Annotated in this window: 18 protein-coding genes; 7 read left to right on the top strand and 11 right to left on the bottom strand. The window is 63.6% G+C overall.

What is annotated here, in order from left to right:
• Window positions 1-427: 427 nt before the first annotated feature.
• From FYC77_RS18895 to FYC77_RS18875, 5 genes are all read right to left on the bottom strand, one after another.
• Window positions 428-727, bottom strand: a complete 300-nt coding sequence (locus FYC77_RS18895; protein ID WP_149083057.1) for a HalOD1 output domain-containing protein — start codon at window positions 725-727, stop codon at window positions 428-430.
• Window positions 728-841: 114 nt separating this feature from the next.
• Window positions 842-3,988 (bottom strand): GAF domain-containing protein, encoded by a 3,147-nt coding sequence (locus tag FYC77_RS18890; RefSeq protein ID WP_149083056.1) that lies wholly within the window; start codon window positions 3,986-3,988, stop codon window positions 842-844.
• Between the two features lie 147 nt (window positions 3,989-4,135).
• Complete coding sequence (locus tag FYC77_RS18885; RefSeq protein WP_149083055.1) at window positions 4,136-5,818, bottom strand: gamma-glutamyltransferase family protein; 1,683 nt, start codon at window positions 5,816-5,818, stop codon at window positions 4,136-4,138.
• A 47-nt stretch (window positions 5,819-5,865) separates the two neighbouring features.
• Window positions 5,866-6,927, bottom strand: coding sequence for a DNA-methyltransferase (locus FYC77_RS18880; protein WP_149083054.1), 1,062 nt, complete (start codon window positions 6,925-6,927; stop codon window positions 5,866-5,868).
• 98 nt (window positions 6,928-7,025) lie between these two features.
• Window positions 7,026-7,601: a hypothetical protein gene (locus FYC77_RS18875; protein ID WP_149083053.1), complete on the bottom strand. Its 576-nt coding sequence runs from the start codon at window positions 7,599-7,601 to the stop codon at window positions 7,026-7,028.
• A 320-nt stretch (window positions 7,602-7,921) separates the two neighbouring features.
• Here FYC77_RS18875 and FYC77_RS18870 point away from each other — a divergent pair, with 320 nt between their 5' ends.
• The gene (locus FYC77_RS18870; protein WP_149083052.1) at window positions 7,922-8,566 is read left to right on the top strand and encodes a hypothetical protein; all 645 of its coding nucleotides are present in this window, start codon (window positions 7,922-7,924) and stop codon (window positions 8,564-8,566) included.
• Between the two features lie 6 nt (window positions 8,567-8,572).
• Here FYC77_RS18870 and FYC77_RS18865 read toward each other — a convergent pair whose 3' ends face one another.
• Together FYC77_RS18865 and FYC77_RS18860 are read right to left on the bottom strand one after the other, a co-directional pair.
• Window positions 8,573-9,160, bottom strand: a complete 588-nt coding sequence (locus tag FYC77_RS18865) for an NADPH-dependent FMN reductase (protein ID WP_149083051.1) — start codon at window positions 9,158-9,160, stop codon at window positions 8,573-8,575.
• A 72-nt stretch (window positions 9,161-9,232) separates the two neighbouring features.
• Window positions 9,233-10,168, bottom strand: coding sequence for an HhH-GPD family protein (locus FYC77_RS18860; protein ID WP_149083050.1), 936 nt, complete (start codon window positions 10,166-10,168; stop codon window positions 9,233-9,235).
• 132 nt (window positions 10,169-10,300) lie between these two features.
• Between FYC77_RS18860 and FYC77_RS18855 the strand changes: the two genes are divergently transcribed.
• The 4 genes from FYC77_RS18855 to FYC77_RS18840 all read left to right on the top strand — a co-directional run bounded on the left by FYC77_RS18855 (window position 10,301) and on the right by FYC77_RS18840 (window position 13,149).
• Window positions 10,301-11,152: a triphosphoribosyl-dephospho-CoA synthase gene (locus FYC77_RS18855; protein ID WP_149083049.1), complete on the top strand. Its 852-nt coding sequence runs from the start codon at window positions 10,301-10,303 to the stop codon at window positions 11,150-11,152.
• Window positions 11,149-11,763 carry a DUF447 domain-containing protein gene (locus FYC77_RS18850; RefSeq protein ID WP_149083048.1) on the top strand — a complete coding sequence of 205 codons (615 nt, stop codon included), beginning with the start codon at window positions 11,149-11,151 and terminating at the stop codon, window positions 11,761-11,763. Before FYC77_RS18855 ends, FYC77_RS18850 begins: the two co-directional genes overlap by 4 nt.
• Before the next feature lie 132 nt (window positions 11,764-11,895).
• Entirely contained in the window at window positions 11,896-12,882 is a 987-nt protein-coding gene (locus FYC77_RS18845) for a hypothetical protein (protein WP_149083047.1), read from the top strand.
• Window positions 12,883-12,957: 75 nt separating this feature from the next.
• Entirely contained in the window at window positions 12,958-13,149 is a 192-nt protein-coding gene (locus FYC77_RS18840) for a 30S ribosomal protein S17e (RefSeq protein ID WP_149083046.1), read from the top strand.
• A 147-nt stretch (window positions 13,150-13,296) separates the two neighbouring features.
• On the opposite strand, the gene FYC77_RS18835 is transcribed toward FYC77_RS18840, so the two are convergent.
• On the bottom strand, window positions 13,297-13,554 hold the full coding sequence (locus tag FYC77_RS18835) for a hypothetical protein (RefSeq protein WP_149083045.1): 258 nt from the start codon (window positions 13,552-13,554) through the stop codon (window positions 13,297-13,299).
• 240 nt (window positions 13,555-13,794) lie between these two features.
• Here FYC77_RS18835 and asd point away from each other — a divergent pair, with 240 nt between their 5' ends.
• On the top strand, window positions 13,795-14,829 hold the full coding sequence (gene asd / locus FYC77_RS18830) for an aspartate-semialdehyde dehydrogenase (RefSeq protein WP_149083044.1): 1,035 nt from the start codon (window positions 13,795-13,797) through the stop codon (window positions 14,827-14,829).
• Between the two features lie 4 nt (window positions 14,830-14,833).
• On the opposite strand, the gene FYC77_RS18825 is transcribed toward asd, so the two are convergent.
• Both FYC77_RS18825 and FYC77_RS18820 read right to left on the bottom strand, forming a co-directional pair.
• Complete coding sequence (locus tag FYC77_RS18825; protein ID WP_149083043.1) at window positions 14,834-15,268, bottom strand: universal stress protein; 435 nt, start codon at window positions 15,266-15,268, stop codon at window positions 14,834-14,836.
• A gap of 174 nt (window positions 15,269-15,442) precedes the next feature.
• On the bottom strand, window positions 15,443-16,435 hold the full coding sequence (locus FYC77_RS18820; RefSeq protein ID WP_149083042.1) for a D-2-hydroxyacid dehydrogenase: 993 nt from the start codon (window positions 16,433-16,435) through the stop codon (window positions 15,443-15,445).
• A 109-nt stretch (window positions 16,436-16,544) separates the two neighbouring features.
• Here FYC77_RS18820 and FYC77_RS18815 point away from each other — a divergent pair, with 109 nt between their 5' ends.
• Complete coding sequence (locus FYC77_RS18815) at window positions 16,545-17,936, top strand: NAD(P)/FAD-dependent oxidoreductase (protein WP_149083041.1); 1,392 nt, start codon at window positions 16,545-16,547, stop codon at window positions 17,934-17,936.
• 311 nt (window positions 17,937-18,247) lie between these two features.
• On the opposite strand, the gene FYC77_RS18810 is transcribed toward FYC77_RS18815, so the two are convergent.
• On the bottom strand, window positions 18,248-18,601 hold the full coding sequence (locus FYC77_RS18810) for a DUF7344 domain-containing protein (protein WP_149083040.1): 354 nt from the start codon (window positions 18,599-18,601) through the stop codon (window positions 18,248-18,250).
• Between the last annotated feature and the right edge of the window lie 234 nt (window positions 18,602-18,835).

The following is an 18,835-nucleotide window of genomic DNA, read 5'->3' as shown; positions in this document are numbered from 1 at the left end:
CCAGCAACGGCCAGTGTTACAAGAGACGCTCGCTACCGCTACGCAACCGAGGTGTGAGTCTTAGCTAAAGACGAATATACGCATTGCTGTAACACTGTACCGGCGAAACTGCGATCCGTCTGCGGTTTCGGCGGTAACGACGTACAGTAAACCGTCTCAGGAGCGGTGACACCGACGGGGACGAGTCGGTTGGACGTTGGAACGACCATGCGTTGTGGCAACGACTGTCGTCCGTTTCCCCGTCGGATTCCGGTACGCTACCGCCTCCGTATGGGTGTACGCGAGCGGTAAGACGGGGATAAAATCCTCGGAGAACCGGGTTCTCGACGAGATCCCCCTACCCCCGTCTATTCAACTCTTAGATCGGTCAGTAGGTAAACCTGTTGGCCGGTGTACGGATCGCCAAAAGTCGGCGTTGGAAACCGATCTACGCTCGCTCGACTCGGATCTCGCCAGTTGCAGTGACTGTTACCAGACACTCGTTGTACTCGAACGCAACCGATCCCTCCGACCGCAGGCCGTTCGCCCGCGGCTCGAAGAGTCGCTCGAGTGCGTCCGCGTTGATCGCGTAGTGGAGTGGGTCGAGTTCGGTGACGTTCGTGTTACAGAACGTCGCGACCGCGTCCGCGACGGAAACGCTGAGCGGTTCGTCCTCGAGTCGATCGTACTGTACGGAATAGTGGTCCCCCGTATGCGCAGACGGAGACTCCGAAGTTATGTCGTTCATTGGTATAACGTACCCCCAGTACGTGTAGTGGGTAGACAATGCCACGTTCGAGGTACCCCGCAAAGAGCCTAATCGTTAACTGTGTAATGTCGAGTGGAGACCAGGGTTAAACAGTTAACCATCATCGGTCTGCAACCCGTCCCCGAAGAGCGCTTCGAAGAGTTTCCGTTCGGTGGATCGGACGTGTTTGTGAAACGCCGGCGAGGAGATACCGATCGAGTCCGCGATCTCCTCACCAGTCGTCCGTCGTGGCCACTCGAAGAATCCGCTGTGATAGGCGGTCTGGACGACCTCTCGTTGTCGGTCCGTGAGTTGGTCGAGTAACGTGTTTCGACCAGTAGCGCCGAGCGTCGCGGTGTTGCGCCCGGACTGTTCCCGACGTGCGGTCAGCGAGACGCAAATATTCTGGCGGTTGAGTGCCGAAACCACCTCGCGAACGTCGATGGTGGCCGGAAGATCGACGACCGCCACCGTCTCCGCCCCGTCGGCAACGAACTTCCGAATCGTTCCGCCGTGATCGGCGACGACCGATCCCAGTGACGGGTTCGAAAGCTCGAGTTGCAACAGGGTCTCGTCGTCGTTCGATGCGAGGACGGCTGCGTCCAGCACCCCTTCGATCTCATCGACTAGCGTCGCAGCCTCTCGGTCGAGTGACGCGTCGACCGAGACGAACGCTATCGTCGCGTCGTCTCGAATCGTCGTCCCCTCGAGTTCGGTCCGAGCATCCAGTCGACTCGAGAGTCCTGAGAGGGGCGTTCCGTCGGCGACTTCGAGTTCGATCTCGGTGACATTGTCACCGAGGAGGGCGGTCTTGCGTTTGACCGCGTCGATCGTGTAGGCGATCGTTTCGGCCAGTTCCTCGAGCGTCGACCGAAGGAGTTCGTCGAAGGCGGTCGGTTCGTCCCCGTACAGCGATACCACCCCGTAGAGGAGCCCGTCGTAGACGAGCGGGACGGCGTACACCGACTGGTAGTTCTGGGAGAGGGCCTCTGCGCGCCAGCTACCGTCGTGAACCGAATCCGCGACGTTTTCGACGTATACGGTTCGTTCCGTTCGTGCGGCTCGACCTGTCGGCTCGGCAGCAGAGTCGTCGACCGTCGTCACCGTCGTCGCCTCGAGATAGCCGCGGTCACGGCCCGCGATCGATCGCGTCTCGAGGCGACTCCCGCTCGGATCGGGCGTTCCGATCCAGACCATCGAGCACGCCTCGAGATCGGCGAGGCTGTCACAGAGTCCGCGTTCGATTTCCTCTCTGGAGTCGGCCATCAAGAGTAGTTGTTCGATTTCTTGACGGATGCGGTTCGTCTCGTTCAGCCGCTCTAGGTGCTCGTTCTGTCGTTTCAGCTCGTTCTCCCGATCGTGGAGCCGCTGGGTCTGACCGATCCGGTCGAAGGCGGTTTCGGCCGTCGTCGCGAACAGCTGTGCGAGTTCGACCGTGTCTCGATCGAATTTCCCCGGTGTCGTCGACGCGGCGACGAACACCCCGTGTTCGCCGAGCGGGATGTAGAGTCCGCTCCGGGCGTCCGTCGATTCGTCGTAGACCACCTCCGAGGTGCGAACGTCGTCGAACACGACAGGGAACCGTGAGACGAACGCGTTCCAGGTGATGCTATCTTCCTGGGGGCGAAGGGATGGTAACACGTCGAAAACGTCCTCGATTCCGGGCGAGTGAGCCGCCGGGACCAGTTCGTTACCCTGCTCGTCGAATCGGTACATCGCACCCTCGAGGTCGAGGACGTCAGACGCGACGTCGACGATGTACTCGCAGGCTGCCTGTTTCGAGTCGACCGACAGCAGGTGACCGGTCGCATCGTGTAGTGCGGACAACGCCTCCTGGTACTGGACCCGATCGGTGACGTCGACGGCGATGCCGATAACCCGATCGACGTCCCCATCGCTCGTTATCGGTCGACACCACGCGTCGAACACCCGGTCCCCGATTCGTCTGAGAGTGTCGACCCGGTGTCCGTCCAGAGCCGCGCGGAAATCGGCTCGGGCAGCCTGGTAGTCATCGAATACCGTAAAGATCGACTCCCCGACGAACTCGTCGGCGTCGACGTCGAGATAGTCGAATATCCGTCCCTCGGCGAACGTGACCGTCCCGTTTCCGTCGAGGGCGAACACGCCGACGGGAGCGTTTTCGATCACCGCCTCGAGGCGTTCGGTTCGCTCGTTGAGTTCCCACTCGCGCTCGACGCGCTCGGTGACGTCCCGCCAGTAGATCGAGACACCGGATGGCGACGGATAGATCCGCGCGTCGATCCAGGTGTCGTACGGGTCGAGGTAGGTTTCGACCGACCGGGTTTCCTGTCGATCCATCGCCTCGAGCGCCACGGACTCGAGTTCCGATCCGTCGAGAACGGGGAAGACGGATCGGAAATCCCGACCGAGGAGGTCCTCGCGATCCAGGTCGATGTCCTGGATGGCACGGTCGTTGACGTAGGTGAATCGCCACTCCGAGTCGAGCGCACAGAACGCGTCTGTAATGCGGTCGAACGATTCGTCGAGTTCTCGCTCGACGTGGTGGTGTGCAGTCACGTCACGGATCGATCCCACGATTCCCCCCAGCGTCTCGTCGTCGAGGCGGTTAGTAAACGACGCCTCGTAGACCGAACAGCCGTCGACCCCGACGGATCGGTACTCGACGGTCGCGCTCGAGCCGGGGCCACGGTGTCGAAGCGACTCGAGCACTGCCGAAACCGAGTCCCTGTCGTCCGGGTGTACCGTCTCGACCATCCGACGTCCGCCCGGGTCGTCGCCGGTCGGACCGCGCCCACCAGCGGGCGGAACGAACGTGGCAATTCGGTTCTCGTCGTCGAGGACGACGAGGGTATCCCGGCTCTCCTCGAGGAGTTTTCGGTGTAACTCCGTTCGTTCCGGGACCTCGCGCATCGACGAGCAGTCGATCGCCCGACGAATCCGATGTTCGAACACCGGGGAGACGAGATCAGCCTCCGAAGCGACGACGTCCGTGACGCCGTCATCGAGGAGCCGGTCGAGTTCCCCGCGGTCGAACTCCGTGGGCTCGCCGGCGTAGACGATCGGAACGTCCTCGTCGAACTGGGAGAGGACGGCCGGATCGTCCGTGAGCAGACAGTCAGTTCCAGCCACCGATCCGAGTTCGGCGATCCCGTCGACCACCTCGGAGACCGCGAGGGAACTCTCCTCGAGCGCGACCGTCACAGCCCGTATGCGCTCCGACGATCCGACGACGGAAACGCGGGGTTCTGGCCGACCCGATGGCTCGAGACTGCGGTTCATACCTCCGCTGTGTTCTGCGAAAGTAAAAACCTCGCGTCGGTTTTGGCTCCGCACTCGTCACACGCGTCGTCAAGGGTGACCCACATCGCTCCCGGCACAACCGTAGCCAGTCTACGGATACACCGTCTGCCAGTAGAGGGTCTCCGCTCAGTAGCCGATCGCGGTGCCGTCTTTTCGAGGTTCGGTCGCGCCCGAGAGCACGCCGTTCCGTCGCCGAACGATCTGACCACCGCCGAACATCACCGGCGGCATGACACTCACGTCGTGGCCGATCCGAGCGAGTTTCGCCGCGTTCGCCAGTCGGTCCTCGACGCCGAGCGCGCCATCCTCACGGTAGCGCCACCGGGGCGCATCGAGCGCCGCCTGGAGGTCCATTCCGTAGTCGACGACGTTCGAGAGTACCTGGACGTGACCCTGCGGTTGCATGTACCCGCCCATCACACCGAACGCCAGCCAGTCGTCCGCGTCGAGTCTCGCGAGTGCCGGAACGAGGGTATGGAACGGCCGTTTTCCGGGCTCGAGGCTGTTCGGATGACTCGAGTCGAGCGAGAACGACGCGCCGCGGTTCTGGAGGGCGATTCCGGTGTCGCCGGCCACCAGTCCGCTTCCGAAGCCCGCGAACCGCGAGTTGATGTAGGAGACGAGGTTCCCCTCCTCGTCGCCGACGGTCAACAGGACCGTATCGGCGTCCTCCGCGTTCGCGTTCGGAACGCCGACGTCGGGGTCGGCGATCGGCGTCGGTCCGATCGCTCTGGCGCGCTCGCGGGCGTACTCCGTCGAGGCCAGCGGCGGGATCGACTCGTAGTCGGGGTCCGTGACGTACTGGTGGCCGTCGACGAACGCGAGTTTGGTCGCCTCGGCGAACGCGTGGACCCGTTCGGGCGACTCGTAGGGGTGATCGCCGGCACCGATCTCCTCGGCGATGTTCAGCGCCTCGAGGGCGATCAGCCCCTGGTTGTTCGGCGGGAGTTCGTACACCTCCGCGCCGTTGTACGTGGTCGTGACGGGATCGACGAACTCGGGCTCGAATTCGGCGAGGTCCTCGTGAGTCAGGAACCCGCCCGCCGACTGCACCTCCTCGACGATCGCGTCGGCGATCTCGCCCTCGTAGACGACGTCCGCGCCTCGCTCGGCGATCGTCCGGAGTGACCGTCCGAGTCGGGAGAGCCTGACGGTCTGGCCCGGTTCCGGACTCTCGCCGTCGAACAGGTACGCCTCGCGTGCGTTCTCGTCGGTGAACAGTTCCTCTGCACCCGTCCAGTAGTGAGCGATCACCGGTGAGACGGGAAACCCCTCGAGTGCGTACTCGATCGCAGGTTCGAGGACTTCGGCGAGCGAGAGTCGTCCCAGCTCCTCGACCGTCGTCTCCCAGCCACGGGCCGTTCCGGGGACGGTCACCGCGTGAGGTCCCAGGAACGGCATTCCGAGATCATCCGCACTCCCCTCTCCGTCAACGGCGTACCCGCGCGATTCGGGGTAGTACTGACCGGGGTCGGCGGCCGCCTCGAGTGCATCACGGACGCGCTCGATCGTCGCCCCGTTCGGCGCGCCTCCGCACGATCGTAGGGCACCGACCTCGCCGTCGGCGGTTCGGTAGAGCGCAAAGACGTCGCCCCCGAGCCCCGTCGAAGTCGGTTCGACGACGTTCAACGCGGCCGCGGTCGCTACGGCGGCGTCGAAGGCGTTTCCACCGTCGCGAAGAATCGAGACGCCCGCCTGGGCCGCGAGCGGTTGGCTGGTCGCGACCATGCCGCGATTCGCGTACGCCGTCGAGCGCCTCGAGTCGAACCGATCGAGATCGATTCCGTCGTCTCCGAAATCGAGTTCCATAGCGCAACACGTGCGCGAACGATCAAAAAACGCTAGTCAGAACACGATCACTCGTCGCCGTCCGAAAGCGGTTCGTGTTCGACCCGATACCCGTCCGCGACGGTTTCGATCGAGTCGACCTCGCGAAGCCGGATGGATCGCTCCATCTTGGTGACGACCGACGTGTCGTAGTACTCCGCGTCGTATTCGAGCGTCGACCCCTCCGCACGATACTCCTCGACGAACGACCGATGAGCCTCGAGTCGCGCCCGGCCGATCGACTGGGAGATCGCCGGCACGTCGTCGATCTGGCGGTCGAACGCCTCGAGAAACGCCTCCTCGAGTTCGTAGCCGACCGATCCCCTCCCGGCACACATCGCGGCGAGCGTCGTCGTCCCGGTCCCCCAGAACGGGTCGAGGACGGTATCACCGTAGGTCGAATACATACAGATTAGCCGGTACGGGATCTCGAAGGGGTACGCTGCGGACCGTTCCCGCAACTCCTCGCTTCCCTCGAACTCGAGCGTCTGGAGTTCACCGCGGACGTCGGTCCAGAGGTCGGTGAACCACCGATTTCGTTCCTCCCAGAAATACGCGGCCTCGTATCGGCGATCCGCGCGCGGTTCGAAACTCCGGCTCTCGTTTCCGTTCCGGAAGACGAGAACGTACTCGTGTTCCAGCGTGACGTAGGCATTCGGCGGCAGCGTTCCGCTGCCCATGAACTTCGCGGCGCTGTTCGTCGGCTTCCGCCAGAGGACGTCGGGAAGCGGATCGAACCCGCGTGACTCGAACGCCTCGAGCACGCGGGCGTGGTTCGGGTACACCCTGAAACTATCGTCTATCGAACGCGTCGCGTCGCCGACGTTGATACACGCGATACCACCGTCGACCAGCACGCGTTCGAGTTCGTCCCAGACGCGATCGAGCTGGGCGTGCATCGCCTCGAACGCCACGCGACCGTCCCCCGACTCGAGGGCGTCGCCGACCGCCGGATCGAGGTCGGCAAAGAGGTCGTCCCACATCTCGATCATGGGATACGGTGGGGACGTAACGACGAGTTCGACGGAGTCGTCGGCGACGGCAGAGAGATCTCGGGAGTCGCCGACGAAGACGCGGTGAATCGTCTCCATTGGATTCACACTGTCGGCGTCGCCCCCTTAGCTCCTTCGTAGCGAGATGGAGAATCAGCCGGCCGATTCGCGGGTATCTCGCCGATGCTGGTTCCGGACTACTCTTCGTCGGCGTCCGCTTCGGTTTCGCCCTCGTCACCGCCTTCGGTTCCCGTATCCGACTCCGATTCCGCATCGCTCTCGTCGGCTTCCGACTCGTCGTCCGTTCCGACGCTCGTCGCCGGTTCGAACTCCTCGATCGGCTCCCACTCCTCGTCCTCTGACTTGGAGAGTCGCCGCCGCAAGATCGCGATTCCGGCGACGGCTCCGAGGACGAGCAGGAGTTTCGGGAGACGACTCGAGGAGCCCTCGCTCTCGGTCTCCTCGTCGATCTCGATCTGCTCTTCCGGGCTCTCGGATTCCTCTACGACGTCCTCGATGATCTCGGGTTCCTCGATGTCCTCGAACGATGGCTCCTCGAGGTCCGGGCCGTATCGCCCGGCCAGATAGCCAATCGTCGCACCGAGGCCGAACCCCGCGCCGACGAGCGAAAGCGGTCCACCCGTCGGTCGCTCGTCGGCCTCGTCGACCGCCTCGAGAATAGAGTCGCGCAGGGGCGTGTCGAGTCCTTTTTCTACGGCCTCTTTGACGATGAGCTCGGACAGCGTTTTGTCCTGTTGTTCCGTTTCGGGCATAATCCGCCACGACCACATCACCGTACATAGTTCTGTCCAACGTTTCGACGTGTTCTTACGCTCGTCCCGGCGTTATGGCGACGTTTCTCAGCAGTTCCGAACCGAGTACCGTCGTTCTGTGTCGATACCCGCCGCGAAATCTGCACACGAGGTCCGGGTATCAGCACCAACGCACGGCGACTTGCGGTTGTGACAGTTCAGTTTCGAGCCATCGATAACCCAGGAAACATACTGTTAACCGACTATATACTCACGAACCGCAGGCATTCGGCCCGAGTAATGTCTCGCATAACGAAACCGCTCCTGTGTGAGTAACTGCCATGAGCGTTATTCGCCAGCCCGGCGTCCTCGGCCGAACCACGCGGAGACGCGTCGTCGGTGTCGGCGTCGCGTTCGTCGCTGCCGCGGTCGAAACGCTCGCAGTGGGCGTCTGGTTTCTCCTCCTCGTTGGTTCTCCGTCGACGTCGACCGCACTCGCCGGGCTCGGGATACTGTTCTGTGGAGCCTTAGTCAGAACCGGGCTGTTCGGCGTCGCCACGAGTGAGCTGTCCGAACTGATCAAGCCGTGGCGTCTGGGCGCCGCACTCGCGATGACGGCCAGCTGGGTCGTCTGGCTGTTCGTCGCCCAGACGGTCGGCGGCCCGGTCGGCCTCGCCGCTGGAACACTCGTCCTTGGCGGCGCTCTCCTCGTCCAGTTTCTCTTCGAACGGTACGTGTTCCGACTCCGTCCACCTGCCCGGCTCGAGCTCACACCAATCCTGTCGGCAACGTTGCTGGCCCTGGGCGGCGCGACGCTTCTCGCGTCGGTCTGGTTCGTCAATCTCGCCGTCGTCTCGCCACCGATTTCGGTCGATACCACGACCGTCGTCGTCCGAATCGAGGCCGTCCAGATCGCCGTCGTCGTCTTCGGGGTGCTCGCGTTCGTCGCCCACCAGCGACGGTGCCAGCGTCTGCTCCGGTCGTAGTCCCGATCACTTCCCCGCCGCACCCACGTTCTGGTCGCTCTCGAAAGAGTCCGGATCCGGCTCGATCGCCGCGTACTGTACCGCCTGCCGCCCGAGCGTCGCGATTCGATCCTCGAGACTCGGATCGGCGAACGAGCCGTCCTCGAGCGCCGAGTTGGAGTTCGCCACCGCGGCCTGGTGGGGGATCACCCACGCGTTCAACGACCGACAGACCGACCGCAGGTGCTCGAGTGCGGTCACCGGGAACGCCCCACCCGAGACGGCGAGCAGACCGACCGTCGTCTCCTCGAACTCCTCGAATCCGCAGTAATCGAGCGCGGTCTTCAGCGGCGAGGCGTACGAGCCGTGGTACATCGGTGAGCCGAGGATTACCGCGTCGGCAGACCGCAACCGGGCGGCGAGCGCTTCCGCGTCGCCGGCCGCGTCGCGCTCGCGATCCGGATCGAACGGCGGAAGGTCGTACTCCCTGAGATCGAGCAGTTCGGCGTTTGCCCCCGATCGATCGGCCGCCTCGAGTGCCCGCTCGAGGGCGACACGGGTGACGCTTTCCTCGCGAAGACTACCACAGATTCCGACGACAGTGACGTCAGCCATGGTCGATCCACGGCCTACACAGACAAATGGATTCGTCTTGTCCGACGTGGTTGGACAGCGAGTCGAAACGGCTCACCGACGGAGCCGGGCAACCGTATCGCCATCCCGCTTTCCCACCTCGACCAACCCGTCGTCCTCGAGATCCGAAAGCAGTTCCTCGAGCCACTCGCGTCCGTACTCGCCGTCCGGAGCGTAGTCGACGCGGATTCGGTGTCCCAGCGTATCGAGTTCGAGTTCGTCGTACTCACGTAGCGTCCCGATCACGCGGCCCCGAAACTGGCGGCGACTACCCTCGAAACTCGGCTGCGTGGGAACGTCCGGCGCGGTAAAGTCGCCGCTCGCGTAGGCGCCACACCACTCACGCCAGGGACAACCGGCCTCGTCACAGCGAGGTGTCTGTCCGCAGGCGACGCCGCCGAGTTCCATGATCGCGTTGTTCCAGACCCGCGACCGGCCCGCCGGGAGCAGGTCGTTTGCGGCCTCCTCGAACGCCGTGTCGTCGTCCGGAACGTCGAACGCGCGGTGACAGACCCGCTTGACGTTCGTATCGACCACCGCATCGCCGGCGTTGAACGCGAAACTCGCCACCGCGTTCGCGGTGTAGGGGCCGACACCCATCAGCTCCTCGAGCTCCGCGGGCGTCTCCGGAAACTCGCCGTCGTACGTCGTTTCGATCTGGGCGGCCGCTTCGTGGAGGTACTTCGCCCGGTTGTTGTAGCCGAGGCTGTGGTCCGTCCAGAAGCCGACCACATCGGCCCGGTCGGCCGCCGCGAGTTCGGCCGTCGTCGGCCAGCGTTCGACGAACTCCTCCCAGGCCTCGACGACCCGACCGAGTTGGGTCTGCTGGCTCATCACTTCGCTGACGAGGATCGCGTACGGATCGTCGGTCCGTCGCCACGGAAACGCCCGGTGGTCGTCCTCGTACCACGAGATCAGCGCCTCCCGAACCGCCTCGAGGTCCTCGGGGAGACCCCACGTGCCGTCCGTCTCCTCGGCTTCGCCGGTCATCGACGGCCGTTGGGACGGCGTCCGTTTAGCCGTGATGATTCGAGAATATCGGCAATCGGCCCAAATCGGTGACGATCCAGACGCCCACACGAGAACCCTACCTCTAAGCCCCCCGAACCCGCATCGACGCACATGCGACCGCCGGCACAGAACGCGGAACTGGCGCTGCTCCTCGAGGTCGCGGGAACGCCCAAACCGGGCAACGTCGACCGTCGACGCGACCTCGAGGAGCTACGGTTCGAACACTTCCTCGCGGGCGCAGTCGGTGCTCGGGACGGCCTCGAAATGGCAGCCGACGGCGCGTCGGTCGGCGCGGCGTTCGAGCGAGCCGTCGGGGGAATGGCCGCCCAGGGAGGCGACAACACGCAGTTCGGCGCGTTGTTGTTACTCGTCCCGCTCGTTCGAGCCGCGCGTAACGAGCTCTCACAGCCGGTCGTCGAATCCGTCGTCGAGGGGACGACCGTCGCCGACGCGGCGGCGTTCTATCGGGCGTTCGAGCACGTCGACGTCTTCGTCTCGGACCCGCCAGCGGAGATGGAGCCCCTCGACGTCCGGCGTGGGTCCGACGCCGTCCCGGTCCTCGAAGAACGCGGGCTGACGCTGTTCGACGTTCTCGATCGCAGCGTCCCCGGCGACGACGTCGCACGCGAGTGGAGCCACGGCTTCGAACGCTCGTTTCTCGCCGCACAGCGACTCGCCGACGCCAGCGGGACACCCTCCGAGCGGACGGCGTCGGTCTTCCTCTCCCTGCTCGCCGACCGGCCCGATACCCTGGTCGTCAAACGCCACGGCGAGGTCACCGCACGCGAGGTCACCGACCGCGCGGCCGAACTTCACGAGCGCGACGCCCTCGAGACGGATCCCGACTCTGTCAAGGCCTTTGCCGACGAACTCGTCGGTCGAGGCGTCAACCCCGGGACGACGGCCGACGTTACCGCCGCCGGACTGTTCATCGCCCTGGAGCGCGAATGCCTGGAGATATGACCGACCCGACCGACGATCCGGCCGGCACTGTAGGTGACGACGAACGGGTCGCCGACTGGCCGGTCGCGCTGTCTGGGGTCACCGAATCCGTCGTGACCACGCTCGGCCCGAACGGTCGGTGGAACGCTGCTGCACTCGGGCTGTTCGCCGGCGATCCCGTCACCGCGAGGACCTGGGGAAACACCCGAACGAAGCGAAACTTCCATCGCCGCGGTGAGGGCTACGTTCAGTTCGTCGACGATCCCGTCGTCTTCACCGACGCCGCGCTCTCTCGCTACGAGGTCGACGAGCCGATCCTTGGGGAGGCAAACGCCTGGGCCAGGGTGACAGCCGAGTCGATCGAGACAGGAACCGACGACGGGACCGAGTGGGAACAGTGGACGCTCGAGCCCGTCGACTCGACGGTCCTCAGAACCGAGGTCCCGACGATCGACCGCGGGTTCGCCGCCGTCGTCGAGGCGACGGTCGCCGCCTCGCGACTCGGCGTCGACGGCTACGACGAGTCGACCCTCCGCGACCGGCTCGCCCACTACGCCTCGGTCGTCGACCGCGCCGGCGGTCCGCGCGAACGCGAGGCCCTCGCACGCGTCCGCGAACACTCGAACTGGTGACGGTCGCGTGGCCTTCTCGCCCGCGATCGGCGAAAACGTCATCCGTGAGCCGGTGGGTCGGAAACTCGTCGCGGGCCCGACTCGAAAGCCGCCCGAGAGTTTATATCAGAAGGCGGGGCCAGGACCGGCCACATGGTACTCCACTTCAGACGCGCGACGGCCGTGTTCGTCCGAACGATGCCGTTCGTGTTCCTCCGACTGGGCGTCGGCATCCTCCTCGGGATCGTCTCGATTCTCTACTTCGGGACCGTCCTCTGGCTCGGCTTTCGACTCCTCGAGTCCGGGTCGATCTCCGGTCCAATCGCAGGAGTCGGGCTGTTGCTCTCCGTGGGCGTGTTCGTCGCCGGGTGGCGGCTGTTCAGCCGGTACGTGCTGTATCTGGTCAAAGCCGGACACATCGCGGTCATCGCTCACGCCGTCGAGACGGGCGAGGTGCCGCCCAATCAGCTGCGGTTCGGGAAGGACCGAGTCGCCGAACACTTCGCCGAAGCGAGCGTCCTCTTTGCCATCGATCAGGCGATTAAGACGGTGATCAACCAGTTCAACGACGGCGTCGTCTCGCTTGCGAGCATCGCTTCGCTCGTCCCCGCACTCCGAACGTTGATCCGCCTGATCGGAAAAGCGATCGCGATCGCCTCCTCGTACATCGACGAGGCGATCATCGCCTACATGTTCACCAACCCGGAGAAAAACGCCTGGAACGCAGCCAAAGACGGCGTCGTCCTCTACGGGAAAAACTGGAAACCGGTACTCGGCACCACCCTGGTGATCGTCCTCGGCATGTACGTGACGGGCATTCTCCTCCTGTTGGCACTCTCGCCGGTCGCGAACCTGTTGAGCGGCCTTTCGTCGACGGTCGAACTGGCGAGCTGGGCCGTCCTCGTCGGGCTGTTTCTGACGGTCTACGCCGGGCTCCTCAAACCGTGGGTGAAGACCGTCGTCATCACGACCTTCCTCGTCGAATCCCGTGACTCGACGCCGGACAGCGCGACCGTCGATCGGATCGCCGACCGATCCGAGAAGTTCTCGGAGCTCGTGAGCAAGGCCGAAGACGAACGCCCGGAAGAACGTCCCCACGATCCCGATCCGACGCCGGTCGCGGGTGCGAACGCTCGATGATGGTGAATCGCCGGATTCGGACACCGCCCGGGCCAAGAGAAAGGGATTAAGAGCCTCTGGACGGAACTTCCCCTTATGGCAATCAAACCGGCCTACGTCAAGAAGACCGGGAACCTCCTCCTGGAGCGGTACCCGGACGCGTTCACGACCGACTTCGAACAGAACAAAGAGAGCGTCTCGAAGCTCACCAACGTCGAATCGAAAGGCGTTCGAAACCGCATCGCCGGCTACGTCACCCGGAAGAAAAGCGCTCAGGTTCCCGCGTAGATCGACCGTTTGTTACTCGCGTTCGAGCCCTCGAGCTACTGGACTCGCGTTCACTCGGAGAAACGTCCGTCATACGGTCTGCTGTCCGTCAGTTCCGGTGCGATCGCGATCAGTCCTGCGGTCCCAACGGCAAATCGGGAGAGCGGATCAGTGGTCGAATCCTGGCTCCATGTAGGCCGCCGCGACGAGTGCGATAAAGGCGACGAACATCGAGATCATAAATCCGGACAGGCCGTTGACGATGTTCATCTCCGTCCCGACGAGCAGGAGTTCCTCACCCTGGTAGCCCGTCCAGGCGAATACCACTGCTACGAGGACGCTGAGGCCAGACAACGCCGCGGCTGCGATACTGAACCGCGTTTCGAACAATCCAACCTCACTCGCGTTCGTCGACGTACTGGTCATCGGTCCCACCCCGAGCGGCCGCCGGCCGCAACCGATCGAAGCGCACTCTCCTGGGAGTCGCGTTCGGACGGGAGTTCTCGCTGTTGCATCGTACGCTAGGTCTCACCCGGTTTTCTTAATCCCTTCTATCCACCTCGGCCCCACTCCAGTATCGTGAACTCGACGTCGACAATCACGGGTAGAATGTCGTGTCGACGGAAACCCAAACGGTTTTGCGGACCCGTCCCCGAATACCGGAAAATGGCAGTACGAGTAGGCGTACTCGGTGCAACCGGTGCCGTTGGACAACGACTGATTCAGCTTCTCGAGCCGCATCCGGAGTTCGAAATCGCCGCCCTGACAGCGAGCGAATCGAGCGCCGGTAAGACGTACGAACAGGCGGCCAAGTGGCGTGTGAATAGCCCGATCCCCGACGACATCGCGGAGATGACCGTCACGGCGACGGAACCAGACGCCGTCCCCGACGACGTCGACCTCCTCTTCTCGTCGCTCCCCTCGAGCGTCGGTGCCGAGGTCGAACCACCGTTTTGCGAGGACGGCTACGTCGTCTCGTCGAACTCCTCGAACAGCCGAATGGCCGACGACGTCCCGCTTATCATCCCCGAGGTCAACGCCGACCACCTCGACTTACTCGAGGTCCAACGCGACGAACGCGGCTGGGACGGGGCACTCGTCAAGAACCCCAACTGTTCGACGATCACGTTCGTCCCGACGCTCGCCGCACTCGCCGAGTTCGGCCTCGAGACGGTCCACGTCGCGACACTCCAGGCGGTCTCGGGTGCCGGCTACGACGGCGTCACCTCGATGGAGATCATCGACAACGCCATCCCCTACATCGGGAGCGAGGAGGACAAACTCGAGACCGAATCGCGCAAGCTACTGGGCGAGTTCGACGGCGCTTCTCTCTCGCAGGACGGCGTCGAGGTCGCCGCTTCCTGTAACCGCATTCCGACGATCGATGGCCACCTCGAGAACGTCTGGGTCGAAACCGAAGAGGAACTGACGGTCGAGGACGCGAAAACAGCGATGACGGAGTACCCCTCGATCGATCTCCGTTCGTCGCCCGACCAATTCATCCACGTCTTTGACGATCCCGACCGCCCACAGCCCCGGATGGATCGAACGATCGGTGACGGGATGGCGATCGCCGCGGGCGGGCTCCGCGAATCGACGTTCGGACTCCAGTACAACTGCCTCGCGCACAATACGATCCGCGGTGCCGCCGGCGCGAGCGTCCTGAACGGAGAACTGTTGCTCGAGAACGGCTACCTCTAACAAACTACTCGGACGTCGTCTGGGGCAACGCGACGACTGGAACGGCTGCTTCTTTGACCATTCGTCTCGCGACGTCCCCCGTGAGTAACTCCGCGAGCCGATTTCCCTCGCGCGGATTGAAAACGACCGCGTCCGCGTCTCGTTGTCGTGCTTCATCGAAGATCGTCTCGACGACGTCCGTCCCGTAGAGCGTCTCCGCCTCGACCGTCGCCGGTGAGTTCCGCAACGCTGCCTGTGCACGATCGAAGATCTCCTCGGCGTACTCCTCGCGCTGTCCCATCGGTGCCTTGTCGATCCCGCCGCCGGCCTTTTCGATGACGTTGACGACGACGACCGTACTCGCCGACCCGAGGTGTTGCTCGAGCCCTCGCGTCGTCCGCTCGCCGTCGTCCGGATCCGCGACGGGGACGATCACCGTCCCGTCGAACGTAAGTGTCATCGCGACTCACCCGCGGTCGGCCACAAGAGGTGTCCGGACTGTTCGCTCGGAACGCAGACGATCGGTAACGTCGTCATCACTCCGCCGTTCGGTCCACCGCGTCAAAAAGGTGTGCGGGAACGGTCCGACGTGGCGATCCGCCGATCGACCGGGACAGACGCATAGCGGATCGTATCAGAGACGAACGCGATTCTTCAACTCGCCGTCGGAGCCATCAGCCCCGAACCTGCGCGCGTTTTCCGCGACGATGTCGGCCAGTCGGTCGTAGTACTCCGGCGTGTGTCCCGCGTTGTGTGGCGTTATCTGAACGTTCCCGAAGTTCCACAACGGATGGTCCTCGGGGAGCGGCTCCGGATCGGTGACGTCCAGGGACGCGCTCCGGATCCAGTTCGACCGAAGCGCATCCACCAGCGCGTCGGTGTCGATCACCGGCCCACGTGCGATGTTGACGATCGTCGCGTTCGGATCGATCGTCACCAGGGCCTCGCGGTCGACGAGCCCCCGCGTCGTCTCGGTCAGCGGACACGCGAGTACCAGGTAATCGGTCCGGGCGAGCGCCTCGTGGAACGGTCCCTCCTCGAACCCGATCACCTCGTCCGTCGGCCCGCCTTTCTCCGGCGAGTACCGGACGCCGATCGTCTCGACGCCGAACGGTTCCAGGCGCGTACAGACCGCACGTCCGATCGCACCCATACCGACCACTGTCACGGTCGAACCCTGGAGTTCGTGAGCCTGGTAGTGGCGCCACTCCCGGCGCCGCTGACGGCGTGTCGCCACGTGGAACCGCCGGGTCGACCAGAGAATCGCGCCGACGACGTGTTCGCCGATGTTCGGACCGTGCACGCCCGAAGCGTTCGTCACCGCGACCTCGCGCTCCTCGAGGCGGTCGAGCGGTAGATGACCGGTTCCCGCGTACGCACACGCGAACACCTCGAGGCTCTCGGCGACCTCCAGGAGGTCGTCCTCGAGGACCATTCCCGTCACGAACGCGGCGTGTCGAATCGCCTCGCGTTCTTCGGACGGCGTTCGGGCGAGCCGAATCGTTCGATCGGGCAATCGATCACGGAGCGCATCGGCGTACCGTTCGATCGGAATGCCGTGGGTTCCCTTTCGAAGAACCAGCACATCCGCGGCGTCATCGGCCGTATCGCTACCGTAGTCCGTCATGTGCGTTCACTCGAAGCGATAGCTCAAAAGCGTTCGTCCCGATAAGGACGTCATCCTCCTCGACGCGAATTTCATGCGGTTTAATACGGTGGCCGACCGCCCACGCTGTATGGAACGCGTTGACGTCGCGATCGTCGGCGGGGGACCCGCAGGTGCCTGCGCGGCCGAACGAGCCGCCAGCCACGACGCCGAGACGGTCCTCTTCGAGCAGGGAGTCCCGCGGGAGGATCGGGACGGACCGGGTCCGGATTCGACCGACGCGGCCGGCATGCTCGACTACTGGATCGACATCATGGACTTCGATTACCGGGAGATACCAGACGAGATCATCCACCGCGAACTCGAGGGGACCACGTTCATCGGTCCGGAGAGCCAGGTCGAGTTGAAAACGACAGGTATCGATGCTAACTACCCTGAGTTCGGCTACACGTTTCACCGCGCACGGATGGACGACTGGCTACACGAGCGCGCAACCGACGCCGGTGCCGACCTCCGAATCGGGACCGCAGTCACCGACCTCGAGACCGATCTCCGCGCCTCGAGTCCGAACGGTCCGACTCACACGCTGACGCTCTCGAACGGCGACCAACTCGAGGCACAGTACGTCGTCCTCGCCGACGGGCCCCAGCGGCGAATCACCCTCGACGCGCTCGATCAGTTCACCGCACCTGGCCGAAGCGTCTCCGAGTACCTCTCCCCGCCCGAAGCGAATCACATCGCCTACCAGGAGTATCGAGAGTTCCCGCCGGAACTGTTCGCCGAGTTCGAGGACCAACTCAAATTCTGGTGGGGGTACATGCCCGGCGAAACCGCCTACCCCTGGATCTTCCCGAACGACGGGACGGTCGCCCGCGTCGGACTGACGATGCCCATCGGGATGCAACTCGAGGACGTCGACAATCCTGGCTCGTACAAACTCCTCGAGCCAACCGACGACGGTATTCCGTCCGGCTCCGAATACATTACCCGACTCCTCGAACGCGAGTACGGCGACGAGTACGACGTCGAAACGGACATCCCGATCGTCGAAGACCGTGGGAAATCGAAGGGGACCGAAACGTATCCCATCTCCTCGACCCGACCGATCGACTCCCCCGTCGGCGCGAACATCGCCGTCGCTGGGGGTGCAATGGGGACGACTTCGGCATTTCACGAGGGAGGCTACCACGTCGCCGTCCGCACCGGCAAGATCGCTGGCCGACTCGCCGCGACCGATTCCCTCGAGAACTACAACGATCGCTGGAAGCACGCGATCGGCGACGAGATTCTCCGGAACGTCTCCTTTGCCGACATCGTTGCCGACTACGAACCCGACGACTGGAACTGGGCGTTCGACGTCATCAACGACATGCAAGGCAACAGCGCCGAGAACGTTTTGATCTCGAAACGCTACTCCGCCGGTCTCGACGCCACGAAGATCGTCGCCGCCTACAAGCGACGAAAGTTCAACTACCGCGCCGGCCGATACGTCCAGCTCGCCGAAGACGACTACTTTTACTAACTGAAGACGAACGTTTACGAAGCGACTCGGCACAGCACGACACGAGTATCGATATGTCGTCACTGAAAACGTTAAACGTCTCTCACCCGTAGCCGTACGTGCGTGCCTTTAGTCCCCGTCCGAGCAAACCCATTCGGGTGCAATGACAGCACGGCGAACCCGGGCACGCGACAGCGCCGGGGTGCGCGACGAATCCCCCGCCCGGCACGAGGGTTAGCCAGCCGACGCGGCACGCCGCCACGGGATGAGGCTGGACGTTAGTGTTCCGGGCGACACCTTTCGTACTCACGTGTCGACGACTACAACCGTGGCTACCGGTTTTCCGTGAACTCTGTCGATGACGATTCCCCCTCGAGTTCCGTCCGCTTGCTCCGCTCGATCGTCTCCCGGGCCGGGTCGAACCTATCCGTCGTCTCCACGGTCCCGTTCGCTCGCTCGTAGTCGATTACCCCGACACCCGCCAACCGCGGCAGATGATCGTAGATCAACGAGATCGTCACGTTGTCTTCGTCCGGTCTGTCCTGCTCTCGACGAGTAACCACTCGAGCCAGTTCTTTCACTGTCGTCTCCTCGACTTGGTTAAGATGGTACAACACGTATCGACACCGCGTCTCCGATAACATATCGTACACCGAATCGAGGAACATCCCTTCACAATTGTCCATACACCGGCTCTTGACACACAGCCGAATAAGACTCGTTCCAAAAATGTTTGGGAGACAAAACATCTCTCTTGTTTCGAATCGCCGACTCGAGGGGAGAGAGTCTCCTCGAAAAGAGAGGTTTACCGTGAAAGTAACCCCTGAATACGTGATCGTAAAGACGCCACGCCAACACCACAACCAGCCTCCACCCAACTCAAAAAAACTACCCCCACCCCGCAATGATACCCACCCCAC

Origin of the sequence: Natrialba swarupiae (genome assembly GCF_008245225.1) — an archaeon.
In the GTDB taxonomy this organism is placed as follows: domain Archaea; phylum Halobacteriota; class Halobacteria; order Halobacteriales; family Natrialbaceae; genus Natrarchaeobius; species Natrarchaeobius swarupiae.
The sequence above is the reverse complement of the archived record's forward strand: the minus strand, read 5'-3'. Positions and strand labels throughout refer to the sequence as shown.

What these genes read in the sequence shown, in the direction of transcription:
- FYC77_RS18885 (WP_149083055.1), bottom strand. Translation starts at nt 5,818, where the DNA reads ATGGAACTCGATTTCGGAGACGACGGAATCGATCTCGATCGGTTCGAC.
- FYC77_RS18815 (WP_149083041.1), top strand. Translation starts at nt 16,545, where the DNA reads ATGGAACGCGTTGACGTCGCGATCGTCGGCGGGGGACCCGCAGGTGCC.
- FYC77_RS18855 (WP_149083049.1), top strand. Translation starts at nt 10,301, where the DNA reads ATGCGACCGCCGGCACAGAACGCGGAACTGGCGCTGCTCCTCGAGGTC.
- FYC77_RS18835 (WP_149083045.1), bottom strand. Translation starts at nt 13,554, where the DNA reads ATGACCAGTACGTCGACGAACGCGAGTGAGGTTGGATTGTTCGAAACG.
- FYC77_RS18865 (WP_149083051.1), bottom strand. Translation starts at nt 9,160, where the DNA reads ATGGCTGACGTCACTGTCGTCGGAATCTGTGGTAGTCTTCGCGAGGAA.
- FYC77_RS18850 (WP_149083048.1), top strand. Translation starts at nt 11,149, where the DNA reads ATGACCGACCCGACCGACGATCCGGCCGGCACTGTAGGTGACGACGAA.
- FYC77_RS18895 (WP_149083057.1), bottom strand. Translation starts at nt 727, where the DNA reads ATGAACGACATAACTTCGGAGTCTCCGTCTGCGCATACGGGGGACCAC.
- FYC77_RS18845 (WP_149083047.1), top strand. Translation starts at nt 11,896, where the DNA reads ATGGTACTCCACTTCAGACGCGCGACGGCCGTGTTCGTCCGAACGATG.
- FYC77_RS18810 (WP_149083040.1), bottom strand. Translation starts at nt 18,601, where the DNA reads ATGGACAATTGTGAAGGGATGTTCCTCGATTCGGTGTACGATATGTTA.
- FYC77_RS18870 (WP_149083052.1), top strand. Translation starts at nt 7,922, where the DNA reads ATGAGCGTTATTCGCCAGCCCGGCGTCCTCGGCCGAACCACGCGGAGA.
- FYC77_RS18860 (WP_149083050.1), bottom strand. Translation starts at nt 10,168, where the DNA reads ATGACCGGCGAAGCCGAGGAGACGGACGGCACGTGGGGTCTCCCCGAG.
- FYC77_RS18840 (WP_149083046.1), top strand. Translation starts at nt 12,958, where the DNA reads ATGGCAATCAAACCGGCCTACGTCAAGAAGACCGGGAACCTCCTCCTG.
- FYC77_RS18875 (WP_149083053.1), bottom strand. Translation starts at nt 7,601, where the DNA reads ATGCCCGAAACGGAACAACAGGACAAAACGCTGTCCGAGCTCATCGTC.
- FYC77_RS18890 (WP_149083056.1), bottom strand. Translation starts at nt 3,988, where the DNA reads ATGAACCGCAGTCTCGAGCCATCGGGTCGGCCAGAACCCCGCGTTTCC.
- FYC77_RS18820 (WP_149083042.1), bottom strand. Translation starts at nt 16,435, where the DNA reads ATGACGGACTACGGTAGCGATACGGCCGATGACGCCGCGGATGTGCTG.
- FYC77_RS18825 (WP_149083043.1), bottom strand. Translation starts at nt 15,268, where the DNA reads ATGACACTTACGTTCGACGGGACGGTGATCGTCCCCGTCGCGGATCCG.
- asd (WP_149083044.1), top strand. Translation starts at nt 13,795, where the DNA reads ATGGCAGTACGAGTAGGCGTACTCGGTGCAACCGGTGCCGTTGGACAA.
- FYC77_RS18880 (WP_149083054.1), bottom strand. Translation starts at nt 6,927, where the DNA reads ATGGAGACGATTCACCGCGTCTTCGTCGGCGACTCCCGAGATCTCTCT.